Origin of the sequence: Salinisphaera sp. Q1T1-3 (genome assembly GCF_003602005.1) — a bacterium.
Lineage (GTDB): Bacteria > Pseudomonadota > Gammaproteobacteria > Nevskiales > Salinisphaeraceae > Salinisphaera.
In genome coordinates, this window is sequence record NZ_QZWD01000008.1 from 36,934 (window position 1) to 63,389 (window position 26,456).

Below are 26,456 nucleotides of genomic sequence, written 5' to 3' on the forward strand. Positions count from 1 at the left end.
CCTCGGGCGATAGCCCGCTTTTTTAGCGACCGTGGTGGCTGTGTTGGCGCCGGATGCGCCTAGTCGTGGTAGATCTGGCTCCGGCCGCCGTCCATGGTCAGATCCGTGGCGTTGATGAAGCGCGCTTCATCGCTGGCCAGAAACAGCGCGGCATAGGCCACTTCCGAGGCCTCGCCCAGACGTTTGCAGGGCAGGATCTCGCGCTGGCGGGCCCGCTCGGCCTCCGGGTCGGCCAGACTCGCCAACCAGGCCTCGGCCGCCGGTGTGCGGATCAGGCCCGGCGATATCGAATTCACGCGGATGCCCTCGGCAGCGTATTGCACGCCAAGCGACCGGGTCAGGCCGATCAGGCCATGCTTGGCCACCGGATACGGAAACGCCCCGGGAATGATCCTGTGGCCGTGAACCGAGGCGATGTTGACGATATGGCCGTAGCCGGCCTTTCGCATCGCCGGCAGCACGGCCTGAATCGCATGCCAGGCCCCTTCGAGATTCACCGCCAGACATCGTCGCCAGTCCGCCGCACTCAGCTCGGTCGGCTCGGCGAAAACGTTGACCCCGGCACCGTTGATCAGAATATCGAGCCGGCCGAAGTGTGCTTGGGCCTCGGCCACGACCGCGGCGATACGTTCGGCGTCCGTGACATCGGCTGCCCAGACGCGGGCCCGATCCGGATGCGCCGCGTTCAGGCGCGCCGCGACCTCGCCAGCCCCCGCCTCGTTGCGGTCGACCAGCGCCACACGGGCGCCCTCGGCTACGAAACGGTCGGCGATCGCGGCCCCGATGCCGCTCGCCGCCCCGGTGATCAGAGCCGTCTTGTCATGCAATCGATCGGTCATGTCGCACTCGTTTCCTCGGGCTCGCGGACGAGCCAGTCAGTGAAGGTCCAGACCTGCCCGGCGTGTTCGACCTCGATGAGCGGCCAGTCGCCGGTGCGGGTCAGCCATTCAACGCCGTCTCCGGTCAGAAGCGCGGTGTCCTCGTTCTTGCTGCCGGGTAACGTCGGGTTGAAGGCAAAGGCCTGATCGGCGACCACATGGCCGGCGACGCCGGGCGCCAGAATCCGGTCTCGACAGCCATAGCCGGCCGGACCGCCCTGATGATGACGCTGCCAGCCCTCGGGCACGCCGACCGCGGCATAAGCTGCCGTGATGGTGTCGAACACCTCGGCCAACGGCATACCGACGCGCAGGCAGGCGAGCGTGCGGGCGTGGATACCGGCCAGTTGTTGCAGCCGCTCACGAGCCGCCGTGTCGGGAGAGCCGAAATGCACGAGCCGCGTCAGACTGACGTTCAGACCGTCGCGCGCGGCCCCCACGGTGATCAGCGCCCGGCGCTGCAGGCGGCGCTCGGTGGGAATCGGGTGTGGAAAGGCATCGATCCGGTCATCAAAGGCCACCAGCGTACAGACGGGCCGAATGCCCACGGCGAGACAGTCATGCAGGATCTCGGCCTCGACTTCGCGCTCGGTCATGCCGATGCGAAGACGTCGCGCCACGGCTTCGACACGCGTCGCCGTCGCCCGGCCAAGCTCGGCGAATCGTCGGCATTCCGCGGCATTCAGGTCGAAGCGCTGTTCGATGAGCCAGTCGCCGACATCCGCCGCCCCCGGCCACGACACATCGCTGGCAAGCGCCACCTCGCCGATCGCCTGGCGCAGCACCCCCGCTTCGTCGCCGAACCAGGGATAGGTCAACGGCTCGAGGGCGAACGGGCACGGCTCTTCGGTCATCAGCCGGTCGATCTCGTTGCTCGGAGCCACCAGCAAGACGCGGGCGGGCGTGATGACCAGACTGGCCACGCCCACCTCGGCCCGTTCGACGACGTGGTAGGTCGCGCCCTCGGTCAGCCAGGCCACGTTGTCGCGATGGACCAGACGCAGCGCTTCGATACCGCGGGCGGCCATGGCCTCACGCAGGCGCGTCAAACGTTCACTCATGTCTTGCCTCGTTCGCCATCGGCCATCATGAGATCAGCAGCACGATCGGCCACCGCCATCACGGCAGCATTGGTATTGCCGCGGATGATGTTCGGCATCATCGAGGCATCGATCACGCGCAGCCCGGCGACACCACGAACCTTGAGATCGGGGCTGAGCACCGCCATCGGATCATCGTCGCAGCCGATACGACAGGTGCCGACCGGGTGATAACCGGTCTTGACCGTGCGGCGGCAGTGTTCGGCGATCGCCTCGTCGGAGGTGACATCAGGCCCCGGAAAGATTTCGCGCTCGACCAGCGACCGGATCGGCTCGTGCGAGAGCACCTTGCGGGCCATACGGAACGCCGTGATCGTGCGTTCGAGATCGACCGACTCGGCATAGATCCGGGTATCGACGACCGGATCATCCGCCGGGTCGGCCGAGCGCAGGCGCACCGAGCCGCGTGAGGCCGGGCGCAGCAACAGCGAATTGATCGTCACGCCCGGCCCCGGGTCGGTACCCGTGACGTCCCGGTCGAGATAGACCGTCGGCACACAGAACATCTGGATGGACGCCGGGCCGTCGGCCGCGTCGCGCTCGGGATCGACGAACGCACAGGTCTCGACGCCGGTCGTCGTCACCGGCCCACTACGAAACAACAGATACTGGAGCCCGGCCTTGATCATGGGCCAGCCGCGGTCCTGACCGTAATAGCCGTAGGATCCGCGCGTCGTGGCCACGACCGGCACTTCGTAGTGATCCTGCAGATTGCCGCCGACGCCCGGCGCATCGACGCGAACATCGATGCCGTGCCGCGCCAGCTCATCGGCCGGCCCGATGCCCGAGAGCATGAGCAGCTTGGGCGTCTGGTAGGCGCCGGCGGCCAACACCACCTCGCGCGCCGCGCGAAACTCGGCCTTGTACCCATCCTTGTCTGTCGTATGAACACCGCAGACGCACCCGTTTTCGATGATCAGCGACGTCACCCGGATATCCGTCTTGATCGTCAGGCGCGGATCGCTGACCAGCGGCGCGATGAAGGCATCGTAGGCGCTGCAACGACGACGCGTGCGCCAGTCGATGGTGTGTTGCATGAAACCGACGCCGGCCGGCCGGCCGTTGTTGAAATCCGGCGCGTAGGCCAGCCCCATCCCCTGGAGTGTCTTCACGTAGGCCCGGCTCATCGGGCTGAAATGCCCGAGATGCGAGATCTTGAGCGACCCGGCCGTGCCGTGGTGCGGCGCCCCGAGATGATCGTTGTCTTCCTGCCGAGTGAAATACGGCAGCAGCGTGTCGAAGGACCAGTCCACGCCGTCGCTGTGCGCGTTCCAGTCCGCGTAATCGGCCCGATCGCCGCGCATGTAGACCATGGCGTTGACGGTACTGCCACCGCCCAGTACCCGGGCCTGTGGCACGACCGGGCCGCGTCCGGCCAGCGCCTCCTGGCCCTCGGTCTGATGCATCGTCAGATACGTATCCTTGGCCAGGAACTTCATATAGCCCGCCGGCATGGCCATGATCGGATTCGACTTCGCCGGCCCGGCCTCGAGGATCAGTACCCGCGCATCGGCCTCGCGCACAAGCCGGGCCGCTGCCACACAGGCCGAGCTGCCGCCGCCGACCACGACATAATCATAGTGTTCGGCCATCACAACGCTCCTTCGTCGGTTTCGCGATTCCCGGTCGCCGACGGCCAGCGATGACGCTCGCCCGGGTCGGCCGGTGTGATGAGAAAGAACCAGGACAACGCCGCGCTGAGCACATACAGCCCGGCATAGATCCATACCACGCCGGTCATGCCCATGCCGGCATTGAGCAGGCGATACAGCACCGGGCCGATGAAGGTCGAGACGCCGGCGGCCAGGCAGTAGATGGCCAGCGCGTTGCCTTTATCCTCGCGCGGGCACAGCGCCCCGATAAGCGCGGCGGCCGGCACGTACCCACACAGCGTGATGCCGTACAGGCAGGCAAAGACCAGCGATAGCACATAGTTGCCCCCGCTCCACTGCGGCACGAAATACATCAGCAACATGCTGACCGCCGACCCCAGACCGCCGACGAACGTCAGGATCTTGCGCCAACCCAGCGTATCGCTGAGGCGGCCGACGATCGGATTGAAGCTCATGCCGACCAGGCCCATGATCGTGATCAGTGTCAGGTAGCCGGATTGCGAAAAGCCCATCTGCCCGGTGAAAAACCCGGGCAGGAAGATGAAGAATCCGAAATACGGCGTCGTATTGATGATGCGCACGATACCGGCGACGGCCACACGCGGACGGCGCCCGAGGATATCGATACCGCTGGCCAGGATACGGGCCGTGCTCTGCTCCCGCCGCGTGTCCTCGTCGAGGAGCGAAGTGAACCCGGTGCGTTCACGTACCGCGACCAGGCCGATCAGCGCGCCGAGCGCGACCAGGCCGAGCGACAGCCAGAACGTGGCGTATTCGCCGATCAGCGGGATCGAGCCGATCGCCACGGCCGAGCCCAGGGTCGGCAGGCCACCGGTGAAGACCAGCCAGAACCAGCCGGTCGCCGAGCCGCGCTGATCGGCCGGCGTCGCGGCTTGAATCCATACCAGAAAGGCATAGGCGAACATCGGATAGGCGATGCCGCGAATGCCGTAGGTGACAAGGCTCAGCTCGAAACTCTCGGCCGGCATCGCCAGGGCGAGAAACAACACTTCGAAGATCATCCAGATCGCTGCCCCGAGCATCATCACCCGACGCGGGCCATAGAGCGTGGACAAGGCACCGGCCAGCCACGACCCCAGCGTGACCGTGATGCCGTAGAAACTGATGATCGTGGCCGCACTGTCGAGCGTGAACCCGTGATGGGCCAGATACGGCGCCAGATAATTGGACTCGACGCCGTCGCCGATCATGAAGATCAGCACCGCGATGTAACCCCAGAACAGGGCCGGCGGCATACCCAGGCGATTCAGCCAGTCGCCGAAACCGGCGCGGCGCGGTGCTGTATCCATCAAACGACTCCTCGAACAGCATGCTGAACCCGAAGGGCGTCCAGCAGAAAACACATTTCGGTATTACAATAAATACGAACCTGTATTACAGGTATTCGACGATGGGCGAATACCGTATACGCTGTTGAAGTCGCCATCGCGCAACATGGAGCGAAACGAATGAAAGCGGAGTCTCTGCTCGAGGCCCTGGGGTGCCGGATCGCGGCCGGTGAACTGACCGACGAACTGCCCAGCGAAAACGCCCTGGCACAGCGGTACGACGTCTCGCGCACCACCGTGCGCGCGGCCCTGCAGGGGCTTGTTGCACGCGGGCTCGTCGAGATCCGCCCGGCTTCGGGCGCGCGGGTCTGCGATCACGAACAGTGGGACTGGCTGGATGAAGCGGTGTTGCGCTGGGTTTGCGACAGCGGCAATCGACACATGATCCATCAGGCCGGCTTCGATGCCCGCCTGCTCGTCGAACCGTCGATCGCCGGGCTCGCCGCCCGTCACGCCAGCGCAGCCGATCTCGCCGAGATGGATCAGGCGCTAAAGATCATGGACAGCCATCATCAGGATGCCCCGGCCTTCCATCTGGCCGATACGGCCTTTCACGGTGCCATGGCGCGGGCCAGCCACAACCCGATCCTCTGTCGGCTGAGCCGAGCGCTGGAATCGGTACAGCGCACCCTGTTCGAGCATTCCTATCGACAGGACGAATCAGAGATCCGGCTGACCGTATCCCTGCATCGACAGCTGCTGGAATCCATCCGGCTACGCCAGCCGGATCAGGCCGAAGCCCTGGCGCGCGAACTCATCGAGACCTGTCATCGCCGTCTCGACGAGCCCCTGGCCGCAGACGACACGAATTAGGGAACCTCTGATCTATTCATCCACGGTCGCGCCGGTGTCTTCTGCGCGCGTCTGACAAGACGCCGCGAGCGCCGTTTGCTGAATGCAAATGAGCGAGCGGCAACGCCGCTCAGGCGCGCGCAAAAGCCCGGCCGCCAAGCGGTTTGGCCCAAAAGGCCGCGCTACGGCGTTGCATGGCTGGATCATAGAGTGGCTATGACGCGGCGCCATGCGCCTTGTATCGTGGCCTTTGGCGACTCAAACGCGACCGTGGATGAATAGATCAGAGGTTCCTTAGACCGTGTCGTCTTGAGATAAGGCGTTGCCCCGATGGCCCAGTCGCGGCGAGACAGGGCATCGCGAGTACGGCACGGCCATGCCACGTCAGCGCGCGATCACGCTCGATTGACACCGCTTGGCCGCTGGCCAGGCCGTCGAGGTGTCCCAGCCGGCAGTGCCAGCCGGCGTTGCGGCAGGCCCGACCCGTCGGGCCTGCCGGGCCGGGCTACTCGCCGCGCGGGTAGCGCTGGGCCTCTTCGACCTCGTTGAGATCCATGTGGTTGCGCATGTAGCGCTCGGAAGCATCCTGCAACGGCTGATGGTCCCACGGGTAATAATGCCCGTTGCGCAGCGCTTCGTAGACGATCAGCCGTTGGGCTTGCGATTCGCGCACATCGGCATCGAAGGCATCCATGTCCCAGCGCTGGCGCATCTTGCCTTCGTATTCGGCCAGTACCTCGGCATGGTCCGGATCCGTCGCCAGGTTGTGTTTTTCCTGTGGGTCGGCTTCCAGGTCGAATAGCTGGGGCGGGTCGATCTCGCAGTGGTTGAACTTCCACTTGCCTTCCCGGATCGTCACCAGCGGCGCGTAGCTCCCCTCGGCGGCGTATTCCATGTACACGGGAGTCTCACGGGTGCCACCGCGGGCCAGCGGCAGCAGCGATTCGCCATCGGTGTAGGGCGCGATCGACGACAGATCGATCCCGACGATATCGGCCAGCGTGGCGTTGATATCGATCGTGGAGACCGGCGCATCGACGTTGCGCGCTTCCAGGCCCGGCGCGGCCAGCATCAACGGCACGCGTGCACTGCCTTCGTACGGGCTCATCTTGAACCACAGGCCCTTCTCACCAATCATGTCGCCGTGGTCGGAGCAGACCACGATGATCGTGTTGTCGAGCATGCGGGTGCGCTCGAGTACATCCAGAATCCCGCCGATCTTGTCGTCGATGTACGAGATGTTGGCGAAATAGCCCTGTCGTGCGCGGCGTACGTCCTCGGGCTGAATATCGAATTTCGTGTAATCGTTGGCTTCGAAGATGCGCTGCGAATGCGGATCGAGCGCATCGAACGGCACCGCGCCCTCCGTCGGCTCGAGCTGATCACAGTCTTCGTAGAGATCCCAGAATTTCCGACGCGCCACATAGGGATCGTGCGGGTGCGTGAAACTCACGCACAGCGCCCACGGGCGTTCGTCGTGGCCGCGCGACAGATCGAACAGCTTCTGTTCGGCATGGAAGGCGACTTCGTCGTCGTATTCCATCTGGTTGGAAATCTCGGCCACCCCGGCGCCGGTCACCGAGCCCAGATTGTGATACCACCAGTCGATGCGCTCACCGGGCTTGGTGTAGTCCGGCGTCCAGCCGAAATCGGCGGGATAGACATCGGTGGTCAGCCGGGTCTCGAAACCATGGAGCTGATCGGGGCCGACGAAGTGCATCTTGCCCGACAGGCAGGTCTCGTAGCCGGCGCGGCGCAGATGATGTGCCCAGGTCGGAATCGACGATGCGAATTCGGCGGCATTGTCGTAGACCCCGGTACGGCTCGGCAGCTGGCTGGACATGAACGCGGCACGGCCGGGCGCACACAGATAACTGGGCGTATAGGCATTGTTGAAGTTCACCGCGCGGGCAGCGAGCTTCTTCAGATGGGGCGCATGCAGGAAATCCGCGGGTCCGTTCTCGAACAGTGTGCCGTTGAGCTGATCCGCCATCAGCACAAGCACATTCGGTTTATCAGCCATGTCGTCTCGTCGTCTTGAGGAAAGAACGCTCCTGATCATGCGTGGATCGACGCCTCTTCCACAAGCCGTGGGAACGCACACCGCGACTGCCCCGCGCCCGGAAGCGCGCTCAAGGCGCGGTGGTATCGACCGCCCCGCCGTAGCCGGCGCGGCGCGTCATCAGCCGCGCCAGTGGCGGCCCGATACACATCACGACCAGAAAGCGCGCCAGCTGCATCGCCACCACATAGGCAACGTCCACGTGCGTCCCGTTGGCGATGATCGCGATCGAATCCGCGCCGCCCGGGCTGGTGGCCAGATAGGCCGTCAACGGATCGATACCCGCCAGTTCGACCATGGCCATCGCCAGTCCGCCGCAGGCAGCGACGAGTACCACCAACGAGACGAGCACCGAGGGCAGCGCGCGTACTACGTGGCCCAGCGTATCGCGCGTGAAACGCGAGCCGATCGCCCACCCGACGACGATGAAGTTCACTGCCAAAAGCGGCTCGGGCAGCGTGATCGCCAGGCCGGCGCCGTTCTGTGCCAGCGCGCCGAGGATCATCGCCAGAATCAGACCGCCGGCCGGCACGCGCCAGACTCGCCCGAGTCCGAAGGCCACCGCGATGAGCCCCAGTGTCGCCGCAAACAGCGTGGGCGTACCACCGCCCAGCCAGGCGATACCGTGCGAGGCGACCGGTGCCTGCCCGACCGAGGCACCGACCACCGAGGCTAACGTGGCCACGACGACCACGCGCAAATACTGCATGAAGGCCACGAGTCGTTCGTCGGCGCCGTAATCGCCGGCCATCACGGTCATCGCCACCGCGGCCCCCGGCGCCATGCCCCAGATCGCCGTGGGCCCCGGCAGCAGCTGCCAGCGCGTCAACACCCAACCGATGGACAGACTGATGGCGATTACCGAGAACACGCCCGCGGCGAACACCGGCCAGTCGCGACCGATCTCAGCCAGAATCGGCCAGGTAATGGTGCGCGCGATCATGACACCGATGACCGCCTGTGCCAGCTGAAAGACGACCGGCGCAATGGTGACACCACGACCGCTGACCGCCATCCCGATGGCCGCGGCCATGCCGCCCAGCAGAAAACCAGCCGGCAGGCCCGCCGTCTCCAACAACCCGCCGAGCAGCACGGACGAGACGACCAGCATGGCCCAGCGCATGCCGGCAGCGGCCGCGGACGAATCGCGCCGGCTAGCGCGCACGACGAGCCGCCGCATCGAACACCGAGCCTGAACACAAGCTCCTGTTTTCAAGAAACTTAGACGACATACAGCTCGTCATGGCAGTAGAGATCGCGACATCCAAGACGCGATCCTGAACCCCGCGGTGTACTGCGGCAATCGCTCCCGCTTCGGTTCGTCAGCCCTGAAACGCCCCCGGCACGGCAATGACATGCCCATCGATAACGGCTTACCAACGCGGCCGCCGGCCGACCCCGACCGACAGACGACGCATTGCGCACATTAAAATGCGTTTCCTGCACATCAAGAATCCTCGAATAGCGGCACTCTGATGGCATGTTTCGTCCAGGCCATTCCATGAATACCGATGTCATTCTCACCTGTGCCGTGACCGGCGCTGGCGATACGCCGGCCAAGAACGCCCACGTGCCCGTTTCGCCCGCTGCGATCGCCGCCGACTGCATCGCAGCCGCCCGCGCCGGTGCCGCAATCGCGCACGTGCATGTCCGCGACCCCGAGACCGGCGCCCACAGCCACGAGACCGATCATTTCCGCGAGATCGTGGATCGCGTGCGCGATTCGGATACCGATGTGGTGCTCAACTTCACCGCCGGCGGCGGCGGCGATCTGTTTCCCGAACTGGTCGGCACCAACGGCCCGGATCGCCAGATCCGGGCTGCCGCCGGCTCGGATCTGCAGAGCCCGTCCGAGCGCCACGCCCCGATCGGCGCCCTGCTGCCGGAAATCTGCACGCTCGACTGCGGCAGTCTCAACTTCGGCGACATGGTCTATCTGAACGCCGCCGACTGGCTGCGCGAACACGCTGCCCTCGTCCAGGCCGCCGGCGTGAAGCCGGAACTGGAATGCTTCGACCTGGGCCATGTCTGGTTCGCCCGCCAGCTGATCGACGAGGGACTGATCGACGCCGACCCGTTGTTTCAGCTGTGCCTGGGGATCCCCTGGGGCGCCGAGGCCGACCCGCAGACCATGCTCGCCATGCGCGACAAGCTGCCGGCGAATGCGCACTGGGCTGCCTTCGGCATCGGCCGCATGCAGATGCCCATGGTCGCCCAGGCGATGATCGCCGGCGGGCATTGCCGCGTCGGCCTGGAGGACAATCTCTATCTGTCGAAGGGCATCAAGGCCGATAACACCGGCCTGGTGGACAAGGCGCGTCACGTTATCGAAGCCCTTGGTGGCAATGTCATGAGTCCGCAGGCCACACGCGATCATCTGGCCCTGCGCGGTGCCCGCACCGGGAGCGCGGCATGAACGCAGCAGTGGACAATCAGGACGACAAGACAACGATCGTGCCGAAGCGCATCGCGATCGTCGGCTCGGGCGTGATCGGCTGCGGCTGGGCGGTACGCGCACTGGCTGCCGGTGCTGAAGTCGTCGCCTACGATACCGACGTCGAAACCGCACGGCAGCGTCTCGCCCGGATGATCGACACCGCCTGGCCGTCGCTCGAAAAACGTGGCCTGGCGGCCAACGCCGATCGCAACAACTGGCGCGTGACCGACGATCTCGAGGCTGCGGTCGCCGATGCCGATCTGGTGCAGGAAAACGTGCCGGAACGGCTCGAACTCAAGCAGACTGTGCTGTCGGCCATCGACGGCGCGACCGCCCCGGACACGCTGATCGGCTCGTCCACGTCCGGCATCAAGCCGAGCGAGCTCGCCGCCGGTTGTGGCCATGCGCCCGCCCGCGTCGTGGTTGGGCATCCCTTCAACCCGGTCTATCTGCTGCCGCTCGTCGAAATCGTCGGCAGCAGTGCCACCACGCCAGCGGTAATCGATCAGGCCGGCGCGCTGTATCGCGGGTTGGGCATGCGCCCGCTCGTCGTACAGCGCGAGATCGAGGGCCATATCGCCGATCGCCTCATGGAAGCGCTCTGGCGAGAAGCCCTGCATCTCGTCAACGATGGCGTCGCGACGACCGAGGAGATCGACGCCGCCGTGGTCTACGGCGCCGGACTGCGCTGGTCGCTGATGGGAACGTGCCTGACGTTCCATCTCGCCGGCGGCGAGGCCGGCATGCGTCATATGCTCGAACAGTTCGGCCCGGCTCTGAAACTCCCCTGGACGAAACTCGAAGCGCCGGAACTGACCGAGACACTCATCGACCGCGTTGTCGAAGGCACAGCCCATCAGGCCGCCGGCCGCTCGGTGGCCGAACTCGAAGCACGCCGCGATGCCTTTCTGACCGAGTTACTCTCGGTCGTCGAGAAATACTGGCCGGAAGCCGAAGGCCTGGCCGACCGGATCTAGAGCCTGTTGATGTTTCGTGCGAGTCCGCGCCAAGTGCGCCCTGAAATTGACGATGGGCGGCAAGACGAGGCATAGCACGCATAGCGTGTCATTCTGCGCCAGCGTGCTAGAACGCTGGATTGCCGTCGTGTTTTTGATTTGGGGGGCACTTGTCCCTTCGGGTTGGGCCGCCCATGAAAAATCGACGATGGGCGCCCTGCGGCGTTGCGGGCCTTGATCGTGGCACGCCACGATCGGCGACTCGCGCCTTACCGGACACGCTGCGGTCTCTCGACGAAAAGGCGCTCGAACGAAACCTCAACAGGCCCCAGGACACGTCGTCAACGCCGGATCGCCGCTCACCCACGACCCGGTGGGCCAGGACAAAGCCTCGAGACCCGCCGCCGAATCATGAGTCGAACGTCTTCAACGCGTCAGGAATCCCCCATGGACGATCTCATTCTGGAAATTCGCGTGGCCACGGCCTGGGTCGATTACAACGGCCACATGAACGATGCCGAATATGCGCGCGTGTTCTCGCTGGCCGTCGATGCCTTCTGGGAAGCCATCGGGCTCGATGAAGCCGCCCGTGACGCGACCGGCGTGACGACCTTCACTCTCGAAGCCCATATCTGCTATCTCGCGGAATGCCTCGAGGGCCAGGCGCTATCGGTCCGGGTGGCCGTGCTCGATCGGGATGCCAAGCGTTTCCATCTCTTGTTCAGCCTTTACCGGCCCGACGACACGCTTGCGGCGACCGGCGAACAGATGCTCATGGCCATTGATCGAACGACCCATCGCGCCACGACATTTCCCGAAACCGTCATGCAGACGGCCGACCGGTATCCGGTACGCGATCCAGCGGACTGGCCTGCGCAGGTCGGACGGGTGATCGGGATTCGGCGCCAGGCGTAAACGCGAGGCGGATGCCCTGTCGACCAATCCGGTCGACAGATTACGCCCTGATTTCGCGTTGCAGCGCGACACCGAACCCCGAAACAGCGCTTGCGCACGACGACTCGAATGCCGGCATATCAGGACAAGATCACCACCCCTGCGCCCCGCGCCGCAACCACTCGTGCACGAACGCCAGCTTGGAATGCACGATCGGCGTCAGCACGAACGGATAAAGATCGGCCAGCCCCATGGCGCGATTGACATGGTTGATACCCATGGCCAATGCGGCGCCCACGTGGATCAGTCGCGCGGTATCAGTCTCGGCATAGGGATTGAAACGGGCATCCGGCAGATGGGGCGACGTGAGCCCGGCCGCCACGAAGCTGTCCGTGATATCGGTCAGGTGCAACAGATGCGAGCTGGTCTCGGCCCAGTCCTCGTGCGGATGCGCCGAGGCATAACTGGAGATGAAACGTGTGTGCCAGTCGGCCGGCGGCCCATTCTGATAATGCCGCTGCAGTGCATCGCCGTAATCGGCGCGCTCGTCGCCGAACATGTCGCGAAACGCGTCGAGGAAATCCTGGCGCAACGATAGTCGCCACCAGAGCATATGCGAGATTTCATGACGCATGTGGCCGATCATGGTGCGATACGGTTCACCCAGCGCTTCGCGTCGCTCGGTCCGCACGACGGGATCGGCCTCGGACACACTGATCGTCACGATCCCGTCGCCGTGGCCCATCGGCGCCGGCTGATCGTTGGCTTCGGCGAGCATGTGGAACGTCGGCCGTGTCCCCGGATCTTCGGGGCGAAACCACTGCCAGCGCCCGAGATTGTCCAACACCCAACGCTTGGCAAGCTCTGTCTCCGCCCAGTCCGGAATCGCGTTTTCGAGCGCGGGGTCCGGCGCGAGCGCGGTCATCGCACAGGACCGACAGAACGCGCCCGGCGACGGCGCGATCCAATTGCAGCCTATACGCTCGCGATTGGCACAGAACGGCGGCGTCGGGATGAACGCTCGCGCCTGCGGGTCATAGGCGACCGGCGTACCCTCGGCCGTCGTGAGATTGTCGAAATACAGGGGACCGGCGCCGACCGGATTGTCGAAGACATGCATGGAACGGCTCGAAAGCGATGTAGATCCAGCAGATGACTGTACGTGTCGCCACGCCCGATATCGACACGCATATTCCCGCGGTATCACACATCGGCATCGGAATCGGTGCGTCTTGCGGAAAACAAAGCGGCCCGATCAGGATTCGATCTACGCCGACCTCCGACGCCGACAGGCCGAGGGCGAGACACCGAACCGCTGTCGGAATGCCCGCGAGAACGCGGTCGCCGACGCAAAACCGGCTGCAATCGCGATCTCGGCGAGCGGCCGATCGGTGGCCTCGATCAACGCCTGGGCGTGGCCGAGCCGCAGCTCGCGATACCAGGCGCCCGGTGTGGTCTGCAGTGCGGTCTCGAAAAGCCGCTGCAACTGACGCGGCGAACGCCCGACTCGTTCGGCGATATCGGCCAGCGACAGCGGTGGCTCCCGATGGGTTTCCATCAGCGCGATCGCACGCACCAGCGCCGGATTGTGGACGCCGAGCCGCTTGACGATCGATAACCGCTGCCGCGATGCCGGGTCGCGAAAACGGTCGTGGATGAGCTGTTCGGCCACCGCGTCGGCCAATGCCGGGCCGAACGCGGTATGCAGTTCGGCCAGCGCCATATCGGTCGCGGCCATACCGCCGGCACAGGAAAAACGCCGCGGCGCGAGTTCATAGAGCGATTCGACCGCCTCGACCTGCGGAAAGCGCTCACGGAAAGCCGGCAGGCTTTCCCAGTGCAGGGTCACGCGGTGTCCGTTGAGCAGGCCGGCCTCGGCCAGCGCATAGCAGCCCGTATCGATCCCGCCGAGCACGGCACCTGCCGTGTCCATCGCGCGCAGATGCTTCTGGGCGGCCTCATCCAGCCCCCGGCCGTCGAGAAACCCACTACAGACCGCCAATCGGGTCGTGACGGAGACATCGGTCAGCCCGGCATCGGCCAGTATCCGCATATCGTTGGACGCACGCACGGGCGCCCCGGTCGCACTGACGAGCTGCCAACGAAACCGGGGCGCCCCGAGTATGCGATTGGCGATACGCAGCGGCTCGGTCGCCGCCACGAACGCCATCATGGAAAAGCCGTCGACAAGCAGATACGCCGTGCGTTCGGTCGTCGCGGCATCCGTCATCGACGGGCTATGTCCCGGTCCCGGTGGTATCGGCTGCGCTGCCCATGCGGCCCCGGGCCAGTTCGTGGGCCAGGTCGTCGCGGTGATAGACACGGCGCAACGCGGTTTCGATGAAGGCCGTATCCACGGCCACGGCACGGTTGTTCGAGTCGTCGAAGACGAAATTCCCGCCCAGGCTGTGAATGTTGCCATCGAAGATCAGGCCGACCGCATGGCCGTCCTTGTCGATGACCGGGCTACCGGAATTGCCGCCGATGATGTCGTTGTCGGTGACGAAATTGACCGGCGTATCACCATCCAGCTTGTCACGGGCGGCAACCCAGCGCGGCGGCAACTGGTACGGATCCGCGCCGGTCGCACGCGCATAGAGACCGGCGATATGGGTGAACGGCGCCACCGGCTCGCCGTTTTCCTGCCAGCCTTTGACCTGGCCATAGGTCAGTCGCATCGTGAAGGTGGCATCCGGATAGCCGGTGGCGCCGTCGCGCGCAAAGCGGGCCTTGGCGATGGCGGTCTCGGCGGCATCGGTCGGTGCCTCGACCTCATCTTCGTAGGTCTTGCGCACGGCGCGTGCGGCCGGATCGACCCGACGCGCGAAGGCGATCATCGGATCATCCGTGTTGGCGATCGCCTGCTCGCCGCCCTGCCAGAGTTTTTCGCGGTACGCCGGATCGGCCAGTCTCGTGCCCGAGACCAGCGATTTCGCGAGCTCGGCCGGGGATTGATCGCCCAGGATCTGCTTGACGACCGGGGCATCCGCGCCGAGCGCCTGACGCATCTTTTCCAGCGCCCAGGTCATCCGGGTCTGTTCATAATCCGGATAGATCGGGCCGGCCGACGTCACCGACTGTTCCACTGCCGGCAGATTGGCATCGCGATAATCAGGCAAGCGCTTGGCATCGGGCTTGTCGCGCTCGGCCGCGGCGCGCACCAGGGTTCGGGCATAATCGAACAGGTCGCCGCCGAAAGCCTGGCCGCGTTCGAGCATGTCGTAGCGACGCTGGATGTCGGCGCCGCGGGCCTCGGCTTTTTCCAGCGTCTGCCAGGGATGGCCGAATGTCTCGCCCCGTGCCGGGTCGGCGGCGATCCACTGACGCAGCTTGGCATCTTCGGCTTTCTTCCGGTCGGCAAAGGATTCGTCGGTCAAGGTCTTCAGCCAGCCCTTGAAGACCTTGAGGGTGTTGTCGCCGTAGAACAGATCGTCCTGTGCGGCCTTGGCATGTGTGGCCGATTCGCGCGAGAACTGCCAGAGCATGCCGCGGGCCTCGGACAGATAGGCCTGCGACGGAATCACTTTCTCGTCGCGCAGGTAAGCGAGCGCCGTCCAGGGGGTTTCCCGCTGCGTGGAACCGGGATTGCCGACGACGAACGTCATTTCGCCGGCTTTCGGCCCGTTCACGTCGAACGGCAGATAGTTCGGTGTCCTGGCCGGCTTGCCGTCGACATAGGCCCGTAACAGCGTCAGATCGAGGTCATAGCGCGGGAAGTTGAAGTTGTCCGGATCCCCGCCGAAGAAGGCGATGTCCTGCTCCGGCGCGAAGACCATGCGTACATCCTGAAAACGCCGGTACTTGTACAGGGCATAACGCCCGCCGTGATAGAGCGTGACGACGTCGCAGCGCCACTTGTCCGGGTCGTCGCCGACACAGGCTTTCTCGATCGCGCTGTCCACGGCCCGCTGCGCGGCGACCCGGTCGGCGCCGGTCCTGTCGGCGAGTGCGTCGTCCACCCGATCGGTGACGTTACTGATCGAGACCAGCTGGTTGAGCTCGATGTTCGGGCATTTCGGCTCGTCTCCTGCCTTGCCGATGAAGCCGTCGGCCATGTAATTGTGCGTCCCGTCCGACAGCCGCGACAGACACTCGTTGGCACAGTGATGATTGGTCATCACCAGCCCGTCGCCGGAGACGAACGAGCCGGAACAGCCGCCGGCCAGACGCACCGAGGCCTTCTGGACGCGATCCACCCAGGCCGCATCCGGCGCGAAACCATAGGCCGACTGCATGCGCGCCGTCGGCAGGTCGTTCATCGTCCACATGCCTTCGTCGGCCACGGCCGGCGCACCGCACACCACGCCGGCCAGCGCCAGCGTCCCCATCATCAGTCGTCGCATCGTTCCCCCTTGCCGACAGCTGCAGCCGCCGAGATTTCAAAGTCAAAGATGCGAGCTTAGGGCCTGTTGATGTTTCGTGCGAGTCCGCGCCAAGCGCGCCCTGAAACCGACGATCGGCGGCAAGACGAGGCGTAGCAGGCATAGCCTGTCATTCTGCGCCAGCCTGCTAGAACGCTGTATTGCCGTCGTGTTCTTGATTTTGGGGCCCTTGTCCCTTCCCTTCGGGTTGGGCCGCCCATGAAAAATCGACGATGGGCGCCCGGCGGCGTTGCGAGCCTTGATCGTGGCACGCCACGATACGGCGACTCGCGCCTTGCCGGACACGCTGCGGTCTCTCGACGAAAAGGCGCTCGAACGAAACCTCAACAGGACCTAGCAATATCCGTACCGTGGCGGGCGCTGAAGCCGACGGCGACACGGCTTCAGCGCGAGGCGTGCGTCACCGAGGGCGCACCGGGAAAGGACAGGCGCTCGATCAACGGGGTGCGCTGCGCATCGTCTGCCGGCGTGGACTCGGCGGTCTGATACTGGCCGGCCGCGAACGTCAGATACGTCAGCGACGACGGGTTGCCGTCCGCGTCCATCGACCCGACGCCCAGATCGCGCCAACCGGCGTGACGTCTGGCAAAGGCGACCAGCGGCGGGCGCGCGGTCGGCACCCGGTTGAGCACCTCGTAGCGATCGCCCTGACGCTGGAATACGTACAGATCGCAACCGTTGGCACACTCGTTCGGGCCAAAGACATAGACGAGCGCTTCGTCGTGGCCGTCACCGTTTAGATCGGTGAAGTCGGCGACATAGTGCAACGGGCGCGCCGTGCCGCCGTCGCTGTAGATCGCGCTCAAGGCATCGGCCAGGCGTTTGCGGGCATCGGCATGCGGCTGGCCGGGCGTGGCCTCGAGCGCCCCGGCATGTTGCTCCAGTGTGGCCGCGCTTGGCGCATCGTCATTGCCCGAGTCCGAGCCGCCGCGCTGCAATGTGGCACAGCCGCCAAGCGCGACGCTCGCGATCAGTCCGGCGGCCAGTGCGGCCCATCGCCCCATCGGGGACTTGTCACGATATGCCATGTCAGATCGTGACCGTGTAATCGTCGCCGGCGATCAGCGGCAGATCGTAATCCGTCGCCTCGGAGACCGTGACGGTATACGTCCCGCCGCCGTGCTGGGCGGCGTGGTCGCGCACGGCCTTTTCTGCCGCGTCCTCGGCACTCTCGGCTTCGACGATCACCTCGTCGCCGGCCAGTTCGCAGATATATCGCAACAGGTGCGGTTGTTGCATCGTGCTCATCCTCGGTTGAATCTCGGGCCTGACGGCGTCGTCGCTGGACCGGTCAAGAGTACCGGCGACGGCTCGACCGTACAGTCGTGGATTATCGCCGACGGACACCTGCTTGCAATGAACACCCTGTCACCCGACGCCCTGCACGCCGCAAGACAACGCATCGCCGAAGCCGTTCATCACACGCCGGTGATGCATTCGCGCGCGCTCGACGCCGCCGCCGACGCCCGCCTGTTCTTCAAATGCGAGAACTTCCAGCAAACCGGCGCATTCAAGGCCCGCGGCGCGACCAACGCCGTGTTCTCGCTGTCGGCCGAGCAGGCGTCCCGCGGCGTCGCCACCCATTCGAGCGGCAATCACGGCCAGGCGCTGGCCCGCGCGGCCGCCGCCCGCGGCATCCGCGCCACCGTCGTCATGCCCGAAACCGCGCCCCGACCGAAGATCGAGGCCGTACGCGGCTACGGCGCCGACATCATCTTCTGCGCGCCGACCAATGCCGCCCGCCAGACCACGCTCGACGCCTTCGTGGCCGACACCCGCGCCGAATTCATCGCACCCTACGACGACGTCCGCGTCATCGCCGGCCAGGCCAGCTGCGCGGCCGAACTGATCGACGACGTCCCGGATCTGGACGCGGTGATCGCGCCGGTGGGCGGCGGCGGCCTGATCAGCGGCACGGCCCTGACGATCTCAGCCCTCGCGCCGCACATCGCGGTCCACGGCGGCGAGCCGTCGGCGGCAGACGACGCGGCACGGTCGCTTGAAAGCGGCCAGCGCTGCGGCAACGATGCACCCCAGACCATCGCCGATGGCCTCAAGGCCTCGCTCGGCGCAATCACCTGGCCGATCGTGCGCGATCACGTCACCGCCATCACCCGTGTGTCCGAGGACGAGATCGTCACCGCCATGCGACTTATCTGGCAGCGCATGAAGATCATCGTCGAGCCCTCTTGTGCCGTGGCACTCGCAGCCGTGCTCGCCGCGCCCGAGCACTTCGCGAACCGTCGCGTCGGCGTGATTCTCACCGGCGGCAATGTCGATCTGGACCGATTGCCGTGGTAGCCCACCAGTACGACATTGCGCCCGTGCGCACGCCGTGGCGAGGTGAGCGGTCGAACCCGGGACGGCGCGCACTCATCCGCGCAACGGGCTATCCAGACGATATTCGATCACGCCCTGCGGCGTTGCCAGCCTTGATCGTGGCACGCCACGATCGGCGACTCGCGACTTGCCGGACACACTGCGGTCTCTCAACGAAAAGGCGCTCGAACGACACATCAACAGGCCCTGGTGACCGGTAAACCGCCCTAACCCACGGCCACAGACGACATGTTCGCCGCCGCCCGCCTTGAATAACCGTGTCTTCGGCTGCGCGAGCCTTTTCTTGTTTCCTTCCTTGGCGCAGGCAAAAAAAGAACCCGCACATCCGTGCGGAACCAGAGCCGAAATCACACCGTGGTTCTATATCCTGACGGGCTAAACTACCCTTTCGCGCTCGGAAAACTCGCGACTTTCAAGTAACCAGGGGTTTCGCGCTGTTGCGCAACTTCCTTTCGTTTTCTTGTCCAAACGCAAGGAAGCAAAGGAAAAGACACTCTACCCTGCGCCGATGCCTTGCATCAGTACCCTGCGCCGCTCCGGCCACAAGCAGGGAAGCCGCGAAACGCGCGCTGCCAAGCAGCACTCAGATATACGATTGTCTTTTTTCTCTTGCGCCCTCCACTGCTCGGCGCTGCGCTCAAGGGAGCCCGAATCCAGACACGGCACGCTAAGCCTACGATCGCGGCCGTGACCGTGTAAGCGCTCCAATTCCCCCAAACGCCACTCGTCGGAAGCCACAAGCGACGAAATGGACCAATATCCGAGCGATTCAGCGCGACGAGATGCTCGACGCACGGGAATTCAATTATTTGCCTTCCGCCCAACCCGGTTTCCGCCCGGCGACCAGATACATCAGACAGCCAGCCGCCGAGTGATGACAACCGGCCTCGAGTGCAGCCAAGCGTTCGTCGGCTTCGGCTGAAACACGCGCTCGCGCCGCTTTCGGTGCATCTTCATGGTCGCCCGGCAGCACACTCAGATAACGCCGCTGACGCTGCCAATCGTAGAGGCCGATTTCGTCGGCCAGCCATCGGCGCTCGGTTTCGATAACCGTTGTCTGCTCGTCTTGCGCGTACGGGGGATAGGTCGGCACCGCCTTGTCGGACAGGTACACACCTAGATCCTCGAACCCGGCCGCCACCATGGCGCCCGGCAACGGATCGCCGACCGAGCTGTCGCCGTCGCCGGCGGCGATCTTGGCGCGCTCGAGTTCCAGCGCGAATTTCACGTCGGCCACGATATCGGCCACCGACCGCTCGCTCGTCGGATTGGATTTGACCAGCGAGCCCATCAGATCGTTGGGCTCGACGCACAGCACCAGCCCGCCGGCCGGGCCACGCGCTGCATTTCGCGGATCGCGACATGCGGGTCACGAACATGGATCAGCACCGTCTGGCAGGTCACCAGATCGAAGCTGTCATCCGCGAACGGCAGCGCTTCAGCGTGGCCGTGTACTGCTTGCAGACGACCGCCCTGTTGTTCGAAGTATCGGTACAAGCGCGCGTCCGGCCGGCTCCAGGCCGTGTCCCGGTCCAGCGCGTGAACGCTGAAAGGCGAACCGAGGAACGGCGCCAGCAGACGGCTCCAATGAATGGCATTCGCCGCAGCCGACATCGAGCACGTCCCGGCCGTCATCCAGCCGCAACCGCGCCGCCATCAGGGCCAGGAAATCCGGATTTCACCAATCGTGGCGGTACGCGTCGAAATATTCTTCGGCGTGTCCCCCTGCTATTGCGCCCGCCTGTTGCACTGCACGCACCGGCATGAACGAGCCGGCAAACGGCCGAGAATATCCGAGCCGCCTGGTTCGGCGCATTGGGTAGGGGCCGCAGAGCGGCTAAGATGCAGGCCATTGCCCGACCGTGCGACGGCCCGCCCTTTTGAGCTCCTTCCGCTTCATCCACACCGCCGATATTCATCTCGACAGCCCCATGCACGGTCTGTCGGACGATGTGCCGGAAGTTGCCGAGCGGCTGCGGCTGGCCACGCGGGAAGCGCTGACCCTGCTCGTGGACACGGCCATCGAACGGGCCGTGGATTTCATGCTCATCGCCGGCGACGTATACGACGGTGACTGGCGGGATTACCAGACCGGCGTGTTCTTCGTACGCCAGATGCAGCGCCTGGATACGGCCGCGATTCCGGTTTACCTGATCCACGGCAATCACGATGCGCAGAACCAGATGACACGCAGCCTGTCGTTGCCTGCCAACGTACACGTGTTTTCCGCCGACGAGGCCGAGAGCCGGCATCTGCCCGAACTCGACGTGGCGTTGCACGGCATCAGCTACGCCGAGCGCGCGGTGACCGATGATCTCGTCCCGGCTTATCCTGCGCCACAGACCGCGGCGTTCAACATCGGGCTGCTGCATACCGGCCTCGGCGGGCTCGGCGGTCACGAGAACTATGCCCCGTGCACGCTGGACGAACTCACCGCCAAGGGTTACGACTACTGGGCGCTTGGCCATGTCCACGGCGCAGCGGTGCTCGCCGAGCATCCCCATGTCGTCTTTTCCGGCAATCTCCAGGGTCGCTCGATCCGCGAGACCGGCGCCAAGAGCGCGTATGAAGTGGTGGTCGAGGATAGCCGCGTGGCCGCGATCCACCCGCTGTATTGCGATGTGGCCCGCTGGTATCGCGCCGAGGTGGATATGGCCGGGGCCGACGACTTCAACGATGTACTGTCGGCCATGCGCCGGGCCATCGAAACGGCCGCCGACGAGGCCGCCGACCGAATGCTCGCGCTGCGGCTTCATCTCGTCGGGACCACAGCGCTGCACGACCGCCTGATCGCAGCCTCCGAGCGTCTGCTGGCCGAAGCGCGGACGGCGGCCGCCGGCCTGGCTCGTGGCGCGCCGATCTATGTCGAAAAGATCCGCTGCGCCACCGCGCCCGAGCACGACGCCACGACCCGACGCGCCCGCGCCGATGCGCTTGGCGAACTGCAACGCCTGCTCGATGAGGCAACTGCCGATGACGACGTGCGCGGCATGATCCAACGACAGATCCAGCGCCTGGTCGAGCGCCTGCCGCACGAGATCCGTACACAGACCGACGACCGGATGCTGCGGGCCGCTATCGAATCCGACACCGACACGTTGATCGCCGAAGGGGCTGATTATCTGATGGCCCGCCTGACCTTCGACGAGGATCCGGCGTGAGGTTCGCCGCACTGCAACTGCGGGCCTACGGCCATTTCACGGGCCGCGATCTGGTCTTCGAATCCGGTGCGCACGATCTGCAACTGGTCTACGGCGCGAACGAGGCCGGCAAGACCACCGCACGGGCTGCCATCGGCGATTTCCTGTTCGGCTTCCCGGCCCAGACATCACTGAATTTCCGCCATGCCTACAACGCCCTGCGGATCGGCGCACGGATCGAGGCCGGCTCCGACGCGCCGTTCACGGCTGTGCGCAAGAAAGGCCGCAAGAACACGCTGCTCGACGATGACGGCGAGGCCGCCAACGCGCTGGAGACCAGGCTCGCGCGCGCGCTGGCCGGCGCCGATCGGGCCTTTTTCTCACGCATGTTCAGCCTCGATCACGACGGGCTGCGGGCCGGCGGTCAGGCACTGGCCTCGGCCGGCGCCGGGGCCGACACGGCGTTGTTGTCGGCCGGCTCCGGTCTGGCCGATATTCTGGCCGAACGCAGCCGGCTGGCCGGCGAAGCCGATATGCTCTGGGCGCCCAACGCCTCGGCGAGCCGCCGCTACTATCAGGCCGAGACCCGCCTGAAGCAGGCCGATCAGACGATCCAGACCCACGAGATCACGGCCAGCCAGTGGCGTCGTCTGCGCGATGCGCTGGCCGAGGCCGAGAGCCGGTACGACACGCGCGTCGAAACGCGTCACCGCGCACACCGGCAATGGCTCGAACTCGAACGCATTCGCCGGGTCGCGCCCGCGGTGCGACGCCATCGCCAGATCGAAGCCGAGCTGGACGAGCTCGATATCCCACCCGATCTGGGAGGCGATGCGCGCCGCGTCCACGACGAGGCACAGGAGACGATCGAGACCGCCACCGCGGCGATCGAAACCATCGAAGCCCATATCGCACGGCTCGACGAAGAACTGGCGAGCCTGACCGACGACCCGGCGCTGCGCGAGGCGGCCCCGGCCATCGAGCGGCTGGGCGAACAGCGCTCGCGGATCGACGACGATCGGGAGCGACTCGCCGAACTCGAGGGCGAACGGGACCGTCTGGCCGAGGCACTGGCCGCCGACCGGCGCGAGCTCGACTGGCACACCGCCGACCCCGCCTGGCCCGGGTCGACCGAAATCGCCGGCGCGCGACGGCTGGCCGGCGAGGCCGACGGCCATGCCCGCGACCTCACTCACGCGCGCGAGAATCTCGCTGCCGCCCGCGAGACCGAGGCCCGGCTGGCCGCTGAAGCTCGCGCCAACGGCGCACGCCAGCCGACCGATGCCCTGTCGGCCTGGCTGGACGCCGCCACGCGCGAGGGCGATCTCGAAGCCGAGCTGCGCGCCGGTCAGCAAAGCCTGGATCAGATCGGCCGCCGGATCGAGCGCCGGCTGGCCGCGCTCGATCCGGCCGTTACCGACAGCGAGACACTGAGCGCACTCGACGTTCCCCGGCGCGACGCGGTCGATGCCTTTGCCGAGGCGATCACCGATGCCGAGAACACCCGTCGGGGTCTACAGACCCGCGTCGAAGAGCTGACCGACGAAACCGCGCGCGTGCGCGATGCCCTGCAACGCCGACGCGCCGACGACGCCCTGCCCAGCGAGACCGACCTGACGCAGGCGCGTCGACGCCGGGATGCCTGCTGGCAGCTCGTACGACAGCGCTATGTCGCGCAGCGCGAACGCGATCTGTTCGACGAACCGGGCGACGAGGAGGCACTGGACGACGAGGCCCGTGCGCATCCGGCCGAGGCGCTGGCAGCGGCCATCCGGCAGGCCGATACCTTCGCGGATGCCCGATTCGAACATCACGAGGCTCTTGCCCGCGACGCCGAGCAGCAACGCCAGGTCGCCGACCGGGAACAGGCGCTGAAACAGGCCACCGGGCGACTCGAGGCCGCCGATGCCCGTCTCGAAGGCCTGCGCACGGAATGGAACGCGCTCTGGCAGCCGGCCGAGATCACGCCGGGTGGCCCGAAAGCCATGCGTGAATGGCTCGATCATCGTCGCGCCGTGCTCGATGCACACGACGAATACATCGATGCGCAGAGCGCCCATGAATCGATCGCTCATCGCGTGACCACCCATCGCAGCCAGCTGGCACCGCAGCTGAGCGCACTCGGCGTGCCGGATGACGAAATCGCCGAAGCCGCGCTGGCCCAGCTGATCGAACGGGCGCGCGGCCTGGTCGCGCTCGAGGCACGCCGGGCCGAAGCACAACAACGCATCGACCGCGAGCAGCAGGACGTCGACGCCCGTCTGGCGCGTCTTGCCAGCGAACAGGAGCACGCCCAGGCCGCCCATCGAGACTGGCAGGACGCCTGGTCGCGCGCACTCGCCGCCCTCGGTCTCGCCGCGGATCTGGACAGCGAGGCCGGCCTGGCCGCCATCGAGGTCCTGGCCGGCGCGCGCGAGCGCGCCCAGCGCCTGCGCGCGCTCGATGCCGAGCGCGAGACACTCGTGGCACGACGCACGCGTTTCGTCAGCGAGGTCGCCGATGTCCTGCGCGCGGTTGGGCGCGACGAGCCGACCGATGAGACCGCCGCCAGCGCCGCCGTCCAACAGCTCATCGGCGCCCTGCGCGAGACCCAGGCGCAGTACCAGCAGCGCCGCACGCGCGAAAGCGATCGCACCGCCGAGGTCGAACGCCGAGCCACGCATCAACAGGACCGTGCCGAGGCACTTCGCCGTCTGGCCACCCTGTGTCAACGCGCCGGCGTCGAGGAGACCGACGCCCTGACAAGCGCGATCGCGGCCGGGGAACGCCATGCCGCACTCATCGACGAGCGCACGCGCCTCGCGGCGACGCTTAACGAACAGGGCGACGGCGTGCCGATCGCGGATCTCGTCGCCGCGGTCGAGGCCAGCGATCTGGATCGGCTGCGCGAGCAGACCGAGGCGCTACGTCACGAGATCGACGATCTCGATCAGGCGCTCGGTCAGGCCCGTGATACCCGCAACGAGGCCCGCAGTGCCTTCGAGGCCATCGGCGGCGACGACCGGGCCGCGGTCGCGGCCACCGAGCGCCAGACCGCGCTGGCCGACATGACCGATGCCGCCGAGCGCTATCTGCGGGTCGGCATCGCGGCATCGTTGCTCAAATGGGCCAGCCAGCGCTATGCGATGGACAAGCACGGCCCGCTCATCGCACGCGGTTCGACGTTGATGAACCATCTGACCGGCGGTTCTGTGGCCGGCCTGACGGGCGAGTTCGACGATGCCGACGAACTGCAGATCGTCGGCGTGCGGGGCGATGGCAGCCCGGTCACGCCGGAGCACATGAGCGAGGGCACGCGCGACCAGCTGTATCTGGCCCTGCGCGTGGCCGCGATCGAGGATTACCTCGAACGCGCCGCCCCCCTGCCCGTCGTTGCCGACGATCTGTTCATCAATTTCGACGACGACCGCGCCATCGCCGGGCTCGAAATCCTGGCGACCCTGTCGCGTCGGACCCAGGTGTTGTTCTTCACTCACCACGCGCACCTGCGCGATATGGCGGCGCGCACGCTGGGCAACCAGGTGGCAACCCATGAACTCTGATTCCCTGTCGTCGGCCGAACAGGCCCTGGTCGCAACACTGGAGCCCCTGGCCGGGCGTCGGATCGCCCTGATCGCGCCGGCCGGCGGCGTCGCCGACGACCGGATCGACACCGCACTCGCTGTTTGCCATGCCGCGGGCATCCGAACCTGGCTCGGCGCGCATGCTCGCGCGCATCACCGCTACCTGGCCGGCACGCCTGCCGCGCGCCTGGTGGATCTGCACGCCGCGTTCAAGCAGCCCGATCTCGCCGCTGTCTGGTGCCTGCGCGGCGGCTATGGCAGCGCACAGTTCGTCGATGACATCGACTGGCATCGTATCCCGAGCGACGTCCCGCTCGTCGGTTTCTCCGACATGAGCGTGCTGTTGTCAGCCTTTCATCGCCATGGACGCCGGGCGATTCATGGCCCGGTCGCCACCCAACTGGCCCTGCCCGGCGAGACGGCAACAGCGCGCGCCGAGCGCCGGCACAGCATGGCCGCACTCGTAGCCTGCATCGACGGCGGCCCGGCGCGCTGGCCGGCCGAACACGTCAGCGGCGACCGGGGCGCGCGGCACGGCGTGCTCGTCGGCGGCAATCTGACCACGCTGGCCAGCATCGCCGGCACGCCGGCAGCGATGCAGCTCACGCGGCCCGCGATCCTGTTGCTCGAAGACGTCGGCGAGGCAGCCTTTCGTCTCGAGCGCTGCCTGTATCAACTGTTGGCCTCTCTCGATCGACGCCACGTGGCTGCAATCGCGCTCGGTGAGTTCGCCCGATGCACGCCGGACGACGACATGGTGCTGATCCGCTCGATCGTCACCGAATGGGCTGGCCGCGACGATATCCCGGTCTACGCTGGACTCCCCATCGGGCACGACGTGATCAACCATGCCTGGCGGATCGGTGCCGCTGCCGTTCTCGATCCAGACCAGGGGCTCATCGTTTCCGCCGCGTCATGAAGACCGGCCAAGACCGAGAGCGCGCCGGCAA

21 protein-coding genes are annotated in these 26,456 nt (G+C 66.0%); 8 read left to right on the plus strand and 13 right to left on the minus strand.

Features of this window, described 5'->3' with window-relative positions:
• Positions 1-59: 59 nt before the first annotated feature.
• From D3260_RS09055 to D3260_RS09070, 4 genes are read right to left on the minus strand one after another with little or no spacing between them, the layout of a single operon-like run.
• Positions 60-839, minus strand: a complete 780-nt coding sequence (locus D3260_RS09055; RefSeq protein ID WP_120098278.1) for an SDR family oxidoreductase — start codon at positions 837-839, stop codon at positions 60-62.
• Positions 836-1,939 (minus strand): Xaa-Pro peptidase family protein, encoded by a 1,104-nt coding sequence (locus D3260_RS09060; protein ID WP_120098279.1) that lies wholly within the window; start codon positions 1,937-1,939, stop codon positions 836-838. Before D3260_RS09060 ends, D3260_RS09055 begins: the two co-directional genes overlap by 4 nt.
• Positions 1,936-3,570 carry a GMC family oxidoreductase gene (locus D3260_RS09065; RefSeq protein ID WP_120098280.1) on the minus strand — a complete coding sequence of 545 codons (1,635 nt, stop codon included), beginning with the start codon at positions 3,568-3,570 and terminating at the stop codon, positions 1,936-1,938. Before D3260_RS09065 ends, D3260_RS09060 begins: the two co-directional genes overlap by 4 nt.
• Positions 3,570-4,901 carry an MFS transporter gene (locus tag D3260_RS09070; RefSeq protein WP_120098281.1) on the minus strand — a complete coding sequence of 444 codons (1,332 nt, stop codon included), beginning with the start codon at positions 4,899-4,901 and terminating at the stop codon, positions 3,570-3,572. The genes D3260_RS09065 and D3260_RS09070 overlap by 1 nt, the downstream gene beginning before the upstream one ends.
• 159 nt (positions 4,902-5,060) lie before the next feature.
• Here D3260_RS09070 and D3260_RS09075 point away from each other — a divergent pair, with 159 nt between their 5' ends.
• Positions 5,061-5,753: a FadR/GntR family transcriptional regulator gene (locus D3260_RS09075; RefSeq protein ID WP_120098282.1), complete on the plus strand. Its 693-nt coding sequence runs from the start codon at positions 5,061-5,063 to the stop codon at positions 5,751-5,753.
• 484 nt (positions 5,754-6,237) lie between these two features.
• On the opposite strand, the gene betC is transcribed toward D3260_RS09075, so the two are convergent.
• On the minus strand, positions 6,238-7,755 hold the full coding sequence (betC, locus tag D3260_RS09080) for a choline-sulfatase (RefSeq protein WP_120098283.1): 1,518 nt from the start codon (positions 7,753-7,755) through the stop codon (positions 6,238-6,240).
• 109 nt (positions 7,756-7,864) lie between these two features.
• Entirely contained in the window at positions 7,865-8,959 is a 1,095-nt protein-coding gene (locus tag D3260_RS09085; protein WP_233544018.1) for an AbrB family transcriptional regulator, read from the minus strand.
• 336 nt (positions 8,960-9,295) lie between these two features.
• Here D3260_RS09085 and D3260_RS09090 point away from each other — a divergent pair, with 336 nt between their 5' ends.
• From D3260_RS09090 to D3260_RS09100, 3 genes are all read left to right on the plus strand, one after another.
• Positions 9,296-10,210, plus strand: coding sequence for a 3-keto-5-aminohexanoate cleavage protein (locus tag D3260_RS09090; protein ID WP_120098285.1), 915 nt, complete (start codon positions 9,296-9,298; stop codon positions 10,208-10,210).
• Positions 10,207-11,208, plus strand: coding sequence for a 3-hydroxyacyl-CoA dehydrogenase NAD-binding domain-containing protein (locus D3260_RS09095; RefSeq protein ID WP_199671437.1), 1,002 nt, complete (start codon positions 10,207-10,209; stop codon positions 11,206-11,208). Before D3260_RS09090 ends, D3260_RS09095 begins: the two co-directional genes overlap by 4 nt.
• A gap of 426 nt (positions 11,209-11,634) precedes the next feature.
• Positions 11,635-12,102, plus strand: coding sequence for a thioesterase family protein (locus tag D3260_RS09100; RefSeq protein WP_120098286.1), 468 nt, complete (start codon positions 11,635-11,637; stop codon positions 12,100-12,102).
• A 130-nt stretch (positions 12,103-12,232) separates the two neighbouring features.
• On the opposite strand, the gene D3260_RS09105 is transcribed toward D3260_RS09100, so the two are convergent.
• From D3260_RS09105 to D3260_RS09125, 5 genes are all read right to left on the minus strand, one after another.
• Entirely contained in the window at positions 12,233-13,201 is a 969-nt protein-coding gene (locus D3260_RS09105) for a putative zinc-binding metallopeptidase (protein ID WP_120098287.1), read from the minus strand.
• Positions 13,202-13,348: 147 nt separating this feature from the next.
• The gene (locus D3260_RS09110) at positions 13,349-14,311 is read right to left on the minus strand and encodes a GlxA family transcriptional regulator (RefSeq protein ID WP_120098288.1); all 963 of its coding nucleotides are present in this window, start codon (positions 14,309-14,311) and stop codon (positions 13,349-13,351) included.
• A gap of 7 nt (positions 14,312-14,318) precedes the next feature.
• The gene (locus D3260_RS09115) at positions 14,319-16,424 is read right to left on the minus strand and encodes a S46 family peptidase (protein ID WP_120098289.1); all 2,106 of its coding nucleotides are present in this window, start codon (positions 16,422-16,424) and stop codon (positions 14,319-14,321) included.
• 422 nt (positions 16,425-16,846) lie between these two features.
• Positions 16,847-17,491 carry a hypothetical protein gene (locus tag D3260_RS09120; protein WP_120098290.1) on the minus strand — a complete coding sequence of 215 codons (645 nt, stop codon included), beginning with the start codon at positions 17,489-17,491 and terminating at the stop codon, positions 16,847-16,849.
• Position 17,492: 1 nt separating this feature from the next.
• Positions 17,493-17,702: a hypothetical protein gene (locus D3260_RS09125; protein ID WP_233544019.1), complete on the minus strand. Its 210-nt coding sequence runs from the start codon at positions 17,700-17,702 to the stop codon at positions 17,493-17,495.
• Between the two features lie 117 nt (positions 17,703-17,819).
• Between D3260_RS09125 and D3260_RS09130 the strand changes: the two genes are divergently transcribed.
• Entirely contained in the window at positions 17,820-18,764 is a 945-nt protein-coding gene (locus tag D3260_RS09130; protein ID WP_120098292.1) for a pyridoxal-phosphate dependent enzyme, read from the plus strand.
• Positions 18,765-19,608: 844 nt separating this feature from the next.
• Here the strand turns inward: D3260_RS09130 and D3260_RS09135 are convergent.
• Both D3260_RS09135 and D3260_RS09140 read right to left on the minus strand, forming a co-directional pair.
• On the minus strand, positions 19,609-20,121 hold the full coding sequence (locus D3260_RS09135; RefSeq protein ID WP_147418152.1) for a hypothetical protein: 513 nt from the start codon (positions 20,119-20,121) through the stop codon (positions 19,609-19,611).
• Positions 20,094-20,417: a class I SAM-dependent methyltransferase gene (locus tag D3260_RS09140; RefSeq protein WP_120098401.1), complete on the minus strand. Its 324-nt coding sequence runs from the start codon at positions 20,415-20,417 to the stop codon at positions 20,094-20,096. Before D3260_RS09140 ends, D3260_RS09135 begins: the two co-directional genes overlap by 28 nt.
• Before the next feature lie 266 nt (positions 20,418-20,683).
• Between D3260_RS09140 and D3260_RS09145 the strand changes: the two genes are divergently transcribed.
• From D3260_RS09145 to D3260_RS09155, 3 genes are read left to right on the plus strand one after another with little or no spacing between them, the layout of a single operon-like run.
• Positions 20,684-21,964 (plus strand): DNA repair exonuclease, encoded by a 1,281-nt coding sequence (locus D3260_RS09145; protein ID WP_120098294.1) that lies wholly within the window; start codon positions 20,684-20,686, stop codon positions 21,962-21,964.
• Entirely contained in the window at positions 21,961-25,485 is a 3,525-nt protein-coding gene (locus D3260_RS09150; RefSeq protein ID WP_120098295.1) for a YhaN family protein, read from the plus strand. The genes D3260_RS09145 and D3260_RS09150 overlap by 4 nt, the downstream gene beginning before the upstream one ends.
• The gene (locus tag D3260_RS09155; protein WP_120098296.1) at positions 25,475-26,425 is read left to right on the plus strand and encodes an LD-carboxypeptidase; all 951 of its coding nucleotides are present in this window, start codon (positions 25,475-25,477) and stop codon (positions 26,423-26,425) included. Before D3260_RS09150 ends, D3260_RS09155 begins: the two co-directional genes overlap by 11 nt.
• Positions 26,426-26,456 lie beyond the last annotated feature (31 nt).